The 14,140-nt window shown below is 70.9% G+C and carries 12 protein-coding genes; 4 read left to right on the forward strand and 8 right to left on the reverse strand.

Features of this window, described 5'->3' with window-relative positions; all coding sequences use genetic code 11:
* Nucleotide 1: 1 nt before the first annotated feature.
* The 3 genes from treY to H7I87_RS07810 are packed head-to-tail and all read left to right on the forward strand — an operon-like array spanning nucleotide 2 to nucleotide 4,265.
* On the forward strand, nucleotides 2-2,302 hold the full coding sequence (gene treY, locus H7I87_RS07800; protein ID WP_033727057.1) for a malto-oligosyltrehalose synthase: 2,301 nt from the start codon (nucleotides 2-4) through the stop codon (nucleotides 2,300-2,302).
* On the forward strand, nucleotides 2,295-4,067 hold the full coding sequence (gene treZ, locus H7I87_RS07805; protein WP_011725329.1) for a malto-oligosyltrehalose trehalohydrolase: 1,773 nt from the start codon (nucleotides 2,295-2,297) through the stop codon (nucleotides 4,065-4,067). The genes treY and treZ overlap by 8 nt, the downstream gene beginning before the upstream one ends.
* A gap of 36 nt (nucleotides 4,068-4,103) precedes the next feature.
* Nucleotides 4,104-4,265 carry a hypothetical protein gene (locus H7I87_RS07810; RefSeq protein WP_009977430.1) on the forward strand — a complete coding sequence of 54 codons (162 nt, stop codon included), beginning with the start codon at nucleotides 4,104-4,106 and terminating at the stop codon, nucleotides 4,263-4,265.
* Nucleotides 4,266-4,272: 7 nt separating this feature from the next.
* Here the strand turns inward: H7I87_RS07810 and H7I87_RS07815 are convergent, their stop codons facing one another.
* On the reverse strand, nucleotides 4,273-5,601 hold the full coding sequence (locus tag H7I87_RS07815) for an aminotransferase class I/II-fold pyridoxal phosphate-dependent enzyme (RefSeq protein ID WP_011725330.1): 1,329 nt from the start codon (nucleotides 5,599-5,601) through the stop codon (nucleotides 4,273-4,275).
* A gap of 30 nt (nucleotides 5,602-5,631) precedes the next feature.
* Here H7I87_RS07815 and H7I87_RS07820 point away from each other — a divergent pair, with 30 nt between their 5' ends.
* A complete protein-coding gene (locus H7I87_RS07820; RefSeq protein ID WP_011725331.1) occupies nucleotides 5,632-6,297 on the forward strand; it encodes a pyridoxamine 5'-phosphate oxidase family protein in 666 nt (221 codons plus the stop codon).
* 7 nt (nucleotides 6,298-6,304) lie between these two features.
* On the opposite strand, the gene H7I87_RS07825 is transcribed toward H7I87_RS07820, so the two are convergent.
* From H7I87_RS07825 to H7I87_RS07855, 7 genes are all read right to left on the reverse strand, one after another.
* Nucleotides 6,305-7,210: a phosphatase PAP2 family protein gene (locus tag H7I87_RS07825; RefSeq protein ID WP_011725332.1), complete on the reverse strand. Its 906-nt coding sequence runs from the start codon at nucleotides 7,208-7,210 to the stop codon at nucleotides 6,305-6,307.
* Nucleotides 7,211-7,219: 9 nt separating this feature from the next.
* Nucleotides 7,220-8,503, reverse strand: a complete 1,284-nt coding sequence (gene ilvA, locus H7I87_RS07830; protein ID WP_003876174.1) for a threonine ammonia-lyase — start codon at nucleotides 8,501-8,503, stop codon at nucleotides 7,220-7,222.
* 38 nt (nucleotides 8,504-8,541) lie between these two features.
* Complete coding sequence (locus H7I87_RS07835) at nucleotides 8,542-8,979, reverse strand: nitroreductase family deazaflavin-dependent oxidoreductase (RefSeq protein ID WP_011725333.1); 438 nt, start codon at nucleotides 8,977-8,979, stop codon at nucleotides 8,542-8,544.
* 9 nt (nucleotides 8,980-8,988) lie between these two features.
* Nucleotides 8,989-9,777, reverse strand: coding sequence for a DUF6065 family protein (locus tag H7I87_RS07840; protein WP_009977439.1), 789 nt, complete (start codon nucleotides 9,775-9,777; stop codon nucleotides 8,989-8,991).
* A 152-nt stretch (nucleotides 9,778-9,929) separates the two neighbouring features.
* Nucleotides 9,930-11,831, reverse strand: coding sequence for a lysophospholipid acyltransferase (locus tag H7I87_RS07845; protein WP_011725334.1), 1,902 nt, complete (start codon nucleotides 11,829-11,831; stop codon nucleotides 9,930-9,932).
* Nucleotides 11,828-13,648: a fatty acid--CoA ligase FadD11 gene (gene fadD11, locus H7I87_RS07850; protein ID WP_033727058.1), complete on the reverse strand. Its 1,821-nt coding sequence runs from the start codon at nucleotides 13,646-13,648 to the stop codon at nucleotides 11,828-11,830. The genes H7I87_RS07845 and fadD11 overlap by 4 nt, the downstream gene beginning before the upstream one ends.
* Nucleotides 13,649-13,669: 21 nt before the next feature.
* The gene (locus H7I87_RS07855; protein WP_033727060.1) at nucleotides 13,670-14,086 is read right to left on the reverse strand and encodes a helix-turn-helix domain-containing protein; all 417 of its coding nucleotides are present in this window, start codon (nucleotides 14,084-14,086) and stop codon (nucleotides 13,670-13,672) included.
* Nucleotides 14,087-14,140: the final 54 nt, after the last annotated feature.

A 14,140-nucleotide genomic window follows, 5' to 3' on the forward strand; every position in this document is an offset into this window, starting at 1 on the left:
CATGGGTTTACCCGTTCTATCCAGCTACCGGCTGCAGCTGCGCGGTGAGTCCAGCGGGTTCGCGTTCACCTTCGCCGACGCGGAACACCTGCTGGACTATCTGGACGACCTCGGGGTGACGCATCTGTATCTGTCCCCGATCATGACCGCGACCGCGGGGTCCAGCCATGGCTATGACGTCACCGATCCCACCACGGTGTCGGCCGAGCTCGGCGGCCGCGACGGGCTGGCCCGGCTGTCGGCGGCGGCCCGGGCCCGCGGCATGGGTCTGGTCGTCGACATCGTGCCCAACCACGTCGGGATCGACGCGCCCCGGCAGAACCCGTGGTGGTGGGATGTGCTGCGAAACGGCCGTTCTTCGCCGTACGCAACGTTTTTCGACGTCGACTGGGATCTCGACGAGGACGGCCGGATCGTGCTGCCGGTGCTGGGCTCCGACGACGACGCCGCCGACCTCACGGTGGACGGGGAGCTGTTGCGGCTGGGCGATCTGGCGTTCCCGATCGCGCCGGGCACCGCCGGCGGCACCGGGCCCGAGGTGCACGACCGCCAGCACTACCGGCTGGTCGGCTGGCGCAACGGCGTCTGCGGCTACCGCCGGTTCTTCTCGATCACCTCGCTGGCGGGGTTGCGGCAGGAGGACCCCGCGGTGTTCGACGCCACCCACGCCGAGGTCGGGCGCTGGTTCGCCGAGGGGCTCGTCGACGGCGTGCGCATCGACCACCCCGACGGCCTGTCCGATCCGTGCGGCTATCTGGCCCGGTTGCGCGAACTCGTCGGCCCGGACGCCTGGATCGTGATCGAGAAGATCCTGGCCGCCGACGAGGCGCTCGAGCCCACCCTGCCGGTCGCCGGCACCACCGGCTACGACGTGCTGCGCGAAATCGGCGGCGTGCTGCTGGATCCCAACGGCGCCCCGGCGCTGACCGCGCTGGTGGACTCCTCCGGCGTCGACTACCAAGCGATGCCAAAGATGCTGGCCGAGCTCAAGATCCATGCCGCGACCGTCACCCTGGCCAGCGAACTGGGCCGGTTGCGCCGCAGCATCGCGGCCGCCGCCGGCGTCGATCACCCGCTGCTGCCCGAGGCGATCGCCGCGCTGCTCACCAACATCGGGGTGTACCGCTGCGACTACCCCGGCCTGGTGGCACTGCTGCCCACCGCCCTGGCCGAAACCCAGTCCGCGGCACCGCACTTGGGCCCGGCGCTGCAGGTGCTGGCCGCCGCGCTGGCCCGCGGCGGTGAGCCGGCCACCCGGCTGCAGCAACTCTGCGGGGCCGTCACCGCCAAGGCCGTCGAGGACTGCCTGTTCTACCGCGACGCCCGGCTGGTGTCGCTGAACGAGGTGGGCGGCGAGCCGCACCGCTTCGGCGTCGGCGCGGCCGAGTTCCATCACAGCGCCGCCACCCGCGCCCGGCTGTGGCCGCACACCATGACGACGCTGACCACCCATGACACCAAACGCGGCGAGGATGTCCGGGCCCGCATCGGGGTGCTGTCCCAGGTGCCGTCGCTGTGGACCGAGTTCGTCGCCCGCTGGGAGGTCGCCGCCCCCTCCCCCGACCCGGCGACCGGACAATTCCTGTGGCAGAACATCTTCGGCGTCTGGCCGGTCACCGGCGAGGTCACCGCCGCGCTGCGCGGGCGGCTGCACGGCTACGCCGAGAAGGCCATCCGGGAAGCGGCCTGGCACACCTCGTGGAACGACCCGGACGCCGCCTTCGAGGACGCGGTGCACCGGTGGCTGGACACCGTGCTGGACGGTCCTGTCGCCGGGCAGCTGACCGAGCTTGTCGCCCAACTCAATCCCCATGCCTCCAGCGACGCGCTGGCCCAGAAGCTGCTGGCGCTGACGGTCCCCGGGATACCGGACGTGTACCAGGGCACCGAGCTGTGGGACGACAGCCTGGTCGACCCGGACAATCGCCGCCCAGTCGACTACCGGGCGCGGCGCGCCGCGCTGCAGGCGTTGGAGCATCCGAAGATCCGGGTGGTCACCACCGCCCTGCGGGTGCGGCGGGCCCATCCGGATACCTTCCTGCACGGCGACTACGCCCCCCTGCTCGCCGACGGGGACGCCTGCGATCACGTGCTGGCCTTTACCCGCGGCGCCGACATCGTGGTGGCGGTCACCCGCTGGACCGTCCGGCTGGCCGAAAAAGGTTGGGGCAACACGGTGTTGCCGCTGCCCGACGGCACCTGGAAGGACGCCCTCACCGGCAGCGTCGTGGACGGGCCGACGTCGGCCGCGCAGTTGTTCGCCGAACTGCCCGTCGTGCTGCTGGAGCGACACCATGACTGAGCAGAAGACCGAATTCCGGGTCTGGGCACCCAAACCCGCGCGGGTTCGACTGGACGTCGAGGGCCGGCCGCACGCCATGTCACGCACCGACGACGGGTGGTGGCACGCCGCGGTGGCCTGCGCGCCGGATGCCCGCTACGGCTTCCTGCTCGACGACGACCCCACCGTGCTGCCCGACCCGCGTTCGCCGCGCCAACCCGAAGGGGTGCACGCCCGCTCGCAGCTGTGGGATCCGGCCGCCGCGACCTGGACGGACTCCGCCTGGCCGGGCCGCTCGACCCACGGCGCGGTGATCTACGAGCTGCACCTGGGCACGTTCACCGCGGCCGGCACCTTCGACTCGGCCATCGAGAAGCTGGACTATCTGGTCGACCTGGGAGTCGACTTCGTCGAACTGATGCCGGTGAACTCGTTCGCCGGTACCCGCGGCTGGGGCTACGACGGGGTGCTGTGGTACAGCGTGCACGAACCCTACGGCGGCCCGGACGGGTTGGTGCGCTTCGTCGATGCCTGCCACGCAAGGGGTTTGGGCGTACTCATCGACGCGGTGTTCAACCACCTCGGCCCGTCCGGCAATTACCTGCCGCGGTTCGGCCCCTACCTGTCGTCGGCGAGCAACCCGTGGGGCGAGGGCATCAACATCGCCGACGCCGACTCCGACGAGGTGCGCCGCTACATCATCGGATGCGCACTGCGCTGGATGCGCGATTTCCACGCCGACGGTCTGCGGCTGGACGCCGTGCACGCGCTGGTGGACACCACCGCCATTCACATCCTCGAGGAGCTGGCCACCGAAACAGACTGGTTGGCAACACAATTGGGCCGTCCGCTGTCGCTGATCGCCGAGAGCGACCTCAACGATCCGCGGCTGATCACCGCGCGCGAACGCGGCGGCTACGGCCTGACCGCGCAGTGGGCCGACGACATTCATCACGCCATCCACACCGCGGTGTCCGGCGAACGCCAGGGCTACTACGCCGATTTCGGCAGCATCGCCACGCTGGCGCACACGCTGCGGCACGGCTACTTCCACGCGGCGACGTACTCGTCGTTCCGGCGCCGCCGGCACGGGCGGCCGCTGGACACCTCCGCGCAGACCGGCATCCCGGCCACCCGGCTGCTGGCCTACACCTGCACCCACGACCAGGTCGGCAATCGCGCCCTGGGCGATCGGCCGTCGCAGAACCTGACCGCCGGGCAACTGGCCGTCAAAGCGGTCCTGGCGCTCCTATCGCCGTATACCGCAATGCTTTTCATGGGTGAGGAGTATGGGGCCTCGACCCCGTTCCAGTTTTTCAGCTCGCATCCCGAACCGGAGCTGGCCCGGGCCACCGCCGAGGGACGCAAGACCGAGTTCGCCGAACACGGATGGGACGCCTCAAAGAAGGGGGAGATCCCCGACCCGCAGGACCCGCAGACCTTCGCCCGGTCCAAGCTGAACTGGGACGAGGTCGGCACGGGCGAGCACGCCCGCCTGCACCGGCTGTACCGAGACTTGATCGCGTTGCGGCACAACGATCCCGACCTCGCCGATCCGTGGCTGGAGCACCTCACCGTCGACTACGACGAGGATCAGCGCTGGATCGTGCTGGCCCGGGGCCGGCTGCGCATCGTGTGCAATCTGGGTGCCGAGCCGGTGACGGTCCCGGTCGGCGGCGAGCTGATGCTGGCCTGGGACGAGCCGACGGTCGACGCTGACACCACGGCGTTGCAAGGCCATTCGTTCGCGATTCTGTCGACGCCGGGGCAGCCTGTGGATAACTGATGGCGGGCGGGCGGCATCGCGCCGCATGATGCGGCCATGAGTCATTCTGAATTCGGCCACCGACTGCGACGGATCTGCTCGTGCAAACCGGACCGTCGCGGCGCCCGGCGCCCGGTGCGCCACGACGTACCCCCGCACGCCAGCATCGAGATGCTGTGGAAGGGCCCCGGCATCGACATGCCCGGCGACGGCGCCTGATCCGCGGTCAGACGATGGGCCGCCCGCTGGGGCGCACCGCCTGTGCGACGGCGTCGGCGAGCGGTTCGATCTCGTCGGGTGTCAGGTCGGCGATGGTGATGCGGATGCCCGCCGGCGTCTGCATCCGGAACCGGGCACCCGGCGCGGCCGCCCAGCCCGCGCCGAGCAACCGGGATACCGCGACCGCCTCGTCGGGAACGCGAACCCACACGTTGAGCCCGGACCGGCCGTGCGCGTCGACACCCCGCTCGGCCAGCGCGCCGCACAGCCGGCGGCGGCGGTCGGCATAGCGCCGCTCGGCCGTCGCGACGAGCTCGGACGCCGCTGTGTCGGACCATAATTCGACGGCCAGCTGCTGCAGGACGTGGCTGACCCAGCCCGGGCCGAGCCGCAACCGGCCGTGCACCCGATCCACGGTGCGCTGGTCGCCGGCCAGCACCGCCACCCGCAGGTCGGGGCCGTAGGCCTTGGACGCCGAGCGGACGAACGCCCAATGCGTGGTGCAGCCGGCCACGGGGTGCAGGGCCGCACCGGAAATGCCCGCGCAGTGGTCGTCTTCGACCAGCAGGACGTCGTCGGCCCGCCCGGACAACAGATCTCGCAGCGCCGCGGCGCGTTCCGCCGACAGCGCGGCACCGGTCGGGTTCTGCGCGCGCGTGGTCAGCACCAGCGCCCGCGCTCCGCGGCCCAACGCGCGGGCCAGGTCCTCGGGCAGCGGCCCGGCGTCGTCGACCCGCACCGGCTCGGCCGAAAACCCGAGTGCGGCAAGCAGATCGAGGAGATTCGCCCAGCCCGGATCCTCGACGGCGACGCGATCACCGGGACGCAGATGTGCGGTCAGCGCGCGCTCGATGCCGTCCAGCGCGCCGCTGGTCAGCGCCAGGTGATCGGCGGGCACGCCGTCGGCGGACAGCGCGGCCCGGGCGTACTCCGCCAGCGCCGGCGAGATGGCCGGCTCGCCGTAGAGGACCGCGCGGCCGGAGGCCGGGCGGGCCGGCGCGGCGGCGGCGAGGGGTAACAGGGCGGGGTGCGGGTTGCCGGTCGACAGGTCGCGCACGCCGGCGGGGACGTCGAGCCCGAGCAGCGATCGCGGGGTGGTCGCCGGCCGGTGCCGCACCCGGGTGCCGCGCCGGCCCGCGGTCTCGACCGCGCCCCGATGCCGCAGCAGGCGGTAGGCCGCCGCGGCCGTGTTGGCGTTCACGCCGAGCCGCGCAGCCAGCTCGCGGACCGGCGGCAGTGCGTCGCCGGGCGCCAGCGAGCCGGCCGAGATGGCCGCTTCGATGCTGGCGGCTATGGATTCCGCACCCGTCCCGGTTATGCTCTTTTGTACCGCCATGCAACAGATTATGTACTAGGACAAAATCGTATGTCGACCGAAGCCGACTACCAGCCGACGCCGCGCAGCACGCCGACCCGCTACCGGGAACGGGCGCGCTACGACCGCCGCACCGTCCACCGCATCCTGGACGAGGCGCTGATCTGCCATCTGGGCTACCTGAGCGGCGGACGCCCGGTGGTGTTGCCGACGACGCACGCGCGCCGCGGCGAGACGCTGTACCTGCACGGTTCGACGGGCGGCGGGCCGGTGCTGGCGGCCAGGGCGGCCGCGGCCGCGGGGGCGGGACTGCCGGTCTGCGTCACCGTCACGCTGGTCGACGCCCTGGTGCTGGCGCGCGCCGCGATGCACCACTCGGTGAACTTCCGCTCGGTCGTGGTGCTGGGGGACGCGCGGGTGGTCGACGATCCGGCGGAGAAGTCGCGGGCGCTGAGCAGCCTGCTCGATCACATCGCGCCCGGGCGCGCCGCCGACTGCCGGGCCCCCGACGCCCGGGAACTGGCCGCCACCGGGGTGCTCGCGCTCGACCTGGCCGAGGTGTCGGCCAAGGTGCGCAGCGGCCCGCCGGTCGACGATCCGCAGGACCGCGCGCTGCCGCACTGGGCCGGGGTGGTGCCGCTGCAGCTGAGCGCCGGCCCGCCGGTGCCGGCGCCGGACCTCGACCCGGCCGTTCCGCTGCCCGGCTACCTCGGGTAGCGGCGACTCACGCCTGCCGTTGCCGCTCGCGGGCCGGGCGGGTGTTGTCCCACCAGGTTCCGACGAGCATGACGGCGAACGCCCAGGCCGTGCCCAGCATCCAGCCGGAGAGCACGTCGCTGAGGTAGTGGACGCCGAGGTAGATCCGCGAGAACCCGATCAGCAGGACCGCGCCGATGGCGAGCGCCCACACCAGCACCCGCCCGGTCCACCCGGGAATCAGCCAGCGGGTGAGCAGCCACGCCGAGATGGCCATCATCGCCGCGGTGCCGGTGGCGTGCCCGGAGGGGAACGAGTACCCGTCGGCGTCGACGAGGGCGAACGGCAGCGGAGGGCGATGGCGACCCACCAGCGCCTTGGCGGTGAACAGCATGACCGGGACCCCGGCGCCGGCCACCACCGCGAGCAGCACGGGCCGCCACGACCGGTACCGCCACGCGGCGACCACGGAGATCGGGAGGGCCAGCGCGGCCAGGAACAGCGGGCCGCCCGCGACGGTGATCGCCTGCAGGACGGTGGTCAGCCACAGATCGCGGTGGGCCGCGAGCCATCGGGTCACCGGGTGGTCGATGACGGCGATGCCGTCGCCCTCGAGCACGTCGTCGAGCACTTCGGTGAAGCCGACCGCCAGCAACGCGACCGCCGCGAGCCCGAGAAGCAATGCCACACCGGCGATCTCGCTCACCGGAAAGCGGCGCGCCAGCGCCCGCCCCCGATCGCCGATCCGGTCGCGCAGCCAGGCCAGCGCCTCATCGACCACGGCGTTGTGGGTCGCCCGCTGCCAGAGCCGCTGCAACGGGTCGGCGCGCCGGGCGATCCACACGGCCGCCCACCCCAGCAGCACCAGCGACGCGAGGACAGCGGCGCTGACCAGCCCGAAACCGGCATGACCGGGTCCATACGGTGGGGGCATGTATCGGATTTAGAGCAGCAGGTAGCGGTAGGCCGGCGAGCCCGGCTTCAGGGTCTCGACGTGCAGCTCGGTCGCCCGCATTCGGGCCAGCAGGCCGTCCAGGTCGGCCGAGGACCCCAACTGGATGCCCACCAGCGCCTCGCCGGTCTCCCGGTTGTTGCGCTTGACATACTCGAACAGCGTGATGTCGTCGTTGGGGCCGAGCACCTCGTCGAGGAACCGGCGCAGCGCGCCCGGCTCCTGCGGGAAGTCGACCAGGAAGTAGTGCTTGAGGCCGAGGTGCACCAGGGACCGCTCCAGCACCTCGCCGTAGCGCGACACGTCGTTGTTGCCGCCGGAGATCAGGCAGACCACCGTCGAACCGGGCTCGATGTCGGCCTCCAGCAACCCGGTGACCGACAGCGCGCCCGCGGGCTCGGCGATGATGCCCTCGTTCTGGTAGAGGTCGAGCATCGCGGTGCACACCGCGCCCTCGTCGACCGTGGTGATCGACACCATGTCGCCGGCGGCCGCCAGCGCGGCATAGGTCAGGTCACCGGCCCGCCGCACCGCGGCACCGTCGACGAACTGGTCGACGTGGTCCAGCGTCACCGGCTCGCCGGCCGCCAGGGCGGCCATCATCGCCGCGGCCCCGGCCGGCTCGACGCCGAGCACCGCGGTGGTGTCGGTGCGCTCGGCGAGGTAGGTGGTGATGCCGGCGATGCAGCCGCCGCCGCCCACCGGGACCACCACCAGGTCCGGCTCGGTGTCGAGCTGGTCGAGCAGCTCGACGGCGATGGTGCCCTGGCCGGCGATGGTGCGCAGATCGTCATAGGGCGGGACGAGGGTGGCGCCGGTGCTCGCCACGTCGGCCAGCGCCGCCTCGGCGGCCTGGTCGTAGGTGGTTCCGCCGACGATCAGCTCGATGAACTCCCCGCCGTGGTAGCGGATCCGGTCCCGCTTCTGCAGCGGCGTCTTGGCCGGCACGTAGACGCGGCCGTGCACCTGCAACATCCGGCAGGCGTAGGCGAACCCCTGGGCGTGATTGCCCGCCGACGAGCACACCACGCCCGCGGCCAGCTCCGTCTCGGACAGCTGCACCAGCAGGTTGTAGGCGCCGCGCAGCTTGTAGGAGCGCACGATCTGCAGGTCCTCGCGCTTGAGGTAGACCTGTGCGCCGGTGATCGCCGACAGCCGGTCGCTGAACTGCAACGGGGTCGGCGTGACCACCGCGGCGATCCGCTTGGCCGCGTCGTCGATGTCAGCCGCTGAAAGCGGCGCGACGCTCGGGGACTGACTCAATTCGGCGGACACGGACTAATGGTGCCATGCGGGCTGGTCAACTACGGAATTCAGGCGACCGGGGTCAGCACGAACACCGGGATCTGGCGGTCGGTTTTGGTCTGGTATTCGGCGTAGTCGGGCCAGGCTTCGACGGCCCGCTGCCACCAGACGGCCTTCTCGTCGCCGAACACCTCCCGGGCGTCGTACTCCCGGGTGACCGGGCCGTCCTGCAGTTCGACCCGGGGGTTCTTCTTGATGTTGTGGTACCAGACCGGGTTCTTCGGCGCCCCGCCGAGCGAGGCGACCACGGCGTACTGCCCGTCGTGCTCGACCCGCATCAGCGGCGTCCTGCGCAGCTTGCCGGTCTTGGCGCCGACCGTGGTCAGCACGATGATGGGCTTGCCCTTCATGTCGGCGGCCTCGGCCCCGCCCGATGCGACGTACTTGTCGGCTTGCTCGCGGGACCAATCCCACGGGCTGGGTGCGTATTCACCTGAAAGCGGCATGACCCAACCTTAAGCGCGGTCCGGGTGGGGCGGCCCGACGGCTGGGCGCGCGACGAACGAACGCAGACGGCGCCGGGTCTGGTGGTCGGGCGCCCCGGGTTCGCCGTCGCTGTGCCGGCCGCGGGTGTAGTCGCCCTGCCACGGCACGCGCTCGTCGGCCACTTCCTGCTCGCGCCCCAGCGCGCCGCGCGAGCTCAGGAAGAACTCGTGCTTGCGGTGCAGTTCTTCGTCGGACTCGATCGGCCGCAGTTCCGGGGCGAACTCCTCCAGCTCGGCCCGCCGCTGCGGCACGATCATGCAGATCGGCTCGTCCACCTCGAACCGCACCGGCATGAATTCCCGGGTGAATTTCCAGTTCATGCTGAAACTCGAACTGGACCAATCGGTTTCGACGATGCCCTCCAACGGCGATATCCCGTCCTTGGGATGGTTGGCCGGTCCGCGGACCAACAGGTTGTAGCCCGGCGGGGTGCGGAACAGGATCGGCAGATGCCAGGTCAGGATGCCGAAGCCGAAGTGACTGTCCGGCAAAAACTGACCGCTGGCACGGGTGTCGGGCACGATCGTCAGGCTGGTGCGATCATCACCGCCCATCCACGTCGCGGTGAAGGCGCTGCGGTTGCGCACCTCCCAGCCGCTCTGGTTTGCGATCAACATCGGCAGGCATCGGTGCGGCCAGCCCTGGCGCATCTGCGACATCCAGGCGCGCCCGATCGGCGCGGGGGCGATCGGCGGCGCGATGTCATGGGTGATGTACCCGATCAACGGGCGCTGCGGCCCCTCGGACTGCTCCGTCATCAGATCCTCGCTTCACCGGCTCGCTGGTCCCCTACAGGCATAGCGCACGCCGGGCGTCGGCGCGCGCGGCACAGTATCGGGACCGGACGTGAACGTTTCGTGTCGAGTGCTTGCGTGCTATACCCCGGGGCGGCGCGGCGAGCCGAACGGGTTCAGCGCGTCCGCGCCAGCTCCGCGATGGTGTTGACGCGCCGGATGGCGGTGGCGATCTCGTCGGCGAACTGCCGGCGCCGTCGCGCGATATCCGGGTCCTCGAACCCGTCGACCAGCTCGCGGTGCCGGGCCAGGCGCAGTGCCGTCTTGAACAGTTCCATCGACCGCGACTCGGCATTGGCGATTCGGCGCTGCAGCTCCCACTGCTTGCCGACCTGCAGGCACTCCGCCAGAAACGCCTGCTCGTCGAACGAATCGTCCTCGTAGCAGGCCAGCCGGTCGGCGACAATGTGATAGGCGTCCAGGAACGGGCGCAACACCAGGTGCGCCAGCAGCAGGTCGGCCTGCTCCAGCAGCCCGCGCACCACGGCGGCACCGGCGGCCTTGCCGGTGTCCACCGGATCCTCGGCGGGCCCGATCAGCCGCACCTCGTCGGCGAGCTCCTTCTCGAACTGGGCGCGGGCGGAGAACAGGAACTCGAACTTGAGCAGCTCCCGCAGTTTGAGCGCCTCGTCGCGCACCGTCGCCGGCAGCACCGATCCGTCCCCGGACGTCTCGGAGACTTCGACGGCGGCCAGCAGCGCCGTCTCGGCGATGGCCCGGTCGACCAGGATGTGGATGGCGGTGTTGCGGTAGAAGGCGGCGACCAGGTGCTGGTCGGTGCCGATCCCCCACACCGCCTCGGTGCCGGCGTCGTAGACGTTGACCACGCCGGAGGCCACCAGTTGGTGCAGGGTCCAGCGGATGGTGGAGCGGTTGGTCAGATCGGCCGCCCCGGCCACCACCCAGTTGCGGGCGGCGATGTAGCTGGCCAGCGGTCGCACGGTGGCCAGCACCTCGCTGAGGGTCAGCGACCGGTCGGCGCCCAGCAGCGCCAGGCTGACCACCGCGGTCGGGGTGACCGGCGTGGCGCGGTTGATGCGGTGCTCGACGTCCAGGGCGATGCGTTCGATCTCGGTTTGGCTGCCCGACTCCTCGGCCCGCAGCTCCTCGAGCCGCTTGCGCAGCGGCAGCGGCTCGCCGAAGTCCAGATACGCCCGGCCCAACCGGGTGCCCTGCTGGCGGGCGAGCCGGATCAGGAAGCGGAAATCCTCGGGCCGTTTCGCCGCGCCGTAGGCCTCGGTGGTCATGGCCTCCACTTCGTGCAGCTGGTCGTACACGATCGAGGTCGGCACCAAATACACTTCCGGGCCGTCGATTTCGTCGACCGCGTCGGCGAGGTAGCGCAGGATCCCGAACACCGGGGGCCGCAGCTTGCCGGTCCTGGTGCGGCCGCCTTCGATGGACCAGCTCAGGTTGGCGTGGTTTTGCACCAGCTGGGCGGCGTAGGCGCGCAACACGAAGCGGTAGACGGGAAGGTCCTTGGTTTGGCGCCGGATGAAGATCGCCCCGGTGCGCTTGGCCCAGGCGCCCATCGGGAAGAAGTTCAGGTTCGACCCGCCGAAGGTGAGCGCGGGGAACAGCCGGTTGGCCAGGATCACCTCGGGCAGCAGCATGCCGTCCAGGTACGAGCGATGCGAAAAGGCAAATGCCAGTGTGGCTTTGCGATCCAGCTTGCGCAGCGCCGCGATCTGGTCCTCGTCGATCAGCACGTCGTAGGCCCGCATCAGCCAGCGACTGAACCCGCGCCAGGCCGCCACCGCCGACTCGTCGAGCGAGGCCGCCATCTCGCGCAGGTAGCCCGCGGCCTCGGCGCGCACATCGGCCGGGTCGCGGCCGAGCTCGCCGGCCAGGCTGCGCAGCCGCTCGTCGTACCAGGGCGCGCCCAGCAACTGCACGACCTCGGCCGGGTCGGTGGCCAGCGGCGACGTCGCTTCGTCCAGAATGCCGGTGCGCTGCAACAGCTTTCGCATTCCGACGCGACCGATCTCGCGGGCGCTGCCGGCCGGCCCGCCGGTCATACGGGCTGCACCGCGGCGGCGGCGGGCTCGTGCACCTCGGGCGGAGGTGGATCGGCGTAGAGCTGCTCGATCTCCTCGGCGTATTTCGCCATGATCGGCTTGCGCTTGAGCTTCATCGTCAGCGTGATCTCGTCGCCGCCGGGCTCCCACAGCGTGGGCAGGATGCGGAACCGTTTGATCTGTTCCACCCGCGACAGTTTGGCGTTGCCCGCCGCCACCCCGGCGGCGATCTGGGCGATGACGTCCGGGTCGGCGGCCAGCGCGGCCGGCGACGCGTCGGACAACCCGTGCCGGGCGGCGTACGGGCCCACCGAGTCGGCGTCGAAAACCAGCAGCGCGGTGTTGTACGGACGCCCGTCGCCGATGGTGATCATCACGCCGATCATCGGGCAGGCGGCCAGGATGGCGTTCTCGATGTTGGCCGGCGACATGTTCTTTCCGGCCGCGTTGATGATCAGCTCCTTCTTGCGGTCCACCACTCGCAGGTAGCCCTGCGCGTCGGCCTCCAGGATGTCGCCGGTGTGCAACCAGCCGTCGGCGTCGATGGCCTCGGCCGTCTTCGCCGGTTCCTTGCGGTAGCCCTTCATCACCAGCGGGCCGCGCACCAGGAACTCGCCGTCGTCGGCGATCTTGCCCTCCAGCCCGGGCAGCAACTTGCCGACCGAGCCCAGGCGCGCGTCGCGGGGATGGCTGACGGCCGCCACACAGCTCAGCTCCGACATCCCCCACACCTCGGCGATCGGGATGCCGATGCCGGCGAAGAACGCCAGCGTCTCCTTGGGAATCGGGGCCGCCCCCGACACCGCCCAGCGCAGTTCGCCGAAGCCCAGCCGCTCACGCAGTTTCGAGAGCACCAACTCGTCGGCCCGCGCCCATTCGGCGGCCAGCTCGTCGGGTATCTGCTCGCCGGCGACCAAGGCCGCGGCGCGTTGGGCGGCCACCGACATCGCCCACTGCAGCGCCGCCCGGGTGGCCTCGTCCTGCTCGTTGGCGACGGTGAATTCGATTCCCGCCTTGAGCTTTTCCCATATCCGCGGCACCGCCGCCCACACCGTGGGTCGCACGTCGGGCAGCGCCGCGGCGATGGCGCGCGGGTCGTCGACCACGGTCACCTGCGCGCCGAACACTTCCAGGCCGTAGAGCCCCATCGCGCGGTCGGCGATGTGCGCCGACGGCAGATACGACGTGACCCGGTCGCCGAATTTCGACGGCAGCACCGCGTTGAGCGCGTGGCACTCGAACAGCAGGTTGGCGTGGGTCATCTCCACGCCCTTGGGGTTTCCGGTGGTTCCCGAGGTGTAGATGAGCGTGACGACGTCGTCGGGCCGGACCGACCGCCAGGTCGACTCGAAGTCGAAATCCCTTGGGGCGGCGGCATACAGCTGCTCGACGGAGATGGTGCCCGGCGGGGCGCCGTCGATGCAGACGATGTGTTCGACGGGCGCGCCGCTGGCCCGGATGCGGTCGACGTACTGCTGTTCGCAGATCGCCACTTTGGTGCCGGCGTTGTCGAACAGGTAGGTCAGTTGCTCGGCCGGCAGCGTGTTGTACACCGAAAATGACGTGGCGCCAAGGTGTTGCGCGCCGATCTCCAGCGGGTAGAACTCGATCCGGTTGGCCATCATCAGCGACACCGTGTCGCCGCGCCGCACGCCCAGCCCCGCCAGCCCGGCGGCGACCTTGCGGACCTGCTCGGCGAGCTCTCGCCAGGTCAACGTCTGGGTAGCCCCGGGGGTGCGCAGCACGACCGCGTCCGGGTCGATCGCGGCGTTGCGCTGGAATGCCTCGCACAAGGTGGCCGGACGTTCCGCCGTCATTTCCGCTCTCCTTGCCCCGGATCAGAACCTTCTGGCTGAGCGTACGTCCGGGCCGACGGGTGCGGGCCGGGTTGGGTGAATGCCGCAGGTGCAGGAGTCGATCGACGGGCAGGTGCACCGCATCCCCCACTCGATGACGGCGCGGGCCCGGGCCAGCGACTCCAGCTGGGCGTCGATCTGGGCGAGTTTGGCCCGGGCCAGCGCGCGGCTGGCCGGGCGTCCCGGCGCGTCGTCGGCGAACAGGCGCTGGATCTCGTCCAGCGCGAAGCCGGCGGTCTTGCACAGCGCGATCACCTCGAGCCGGGACAGCACGGCCTCGTCGTAGCGGCGCTGCCCGCCCAGCCGGATCGGGGCGGGCAGCAGGCCGATCTGCTCGTAGTAGCGCAGGGTGGTCGCGGCGACCCCGCTGCGGCGCGCGACCTCGCCGATGGTCAGCATGGGCGGCTCCCGGGTTCGTGCTTGACTTAGAGTTAACTCTAAGTCGTTGACTGG

The organism is Mycobacterium timonense, assembly GCF_025821985.1.
In the GTDB taxonomy this organism is placed as follows: Bacteria; Actinomycetota; Actinomycetes; order Mycobacteriales; family Mycobacteriaceae; genus Mycobacterium; species Mycobacterium avium.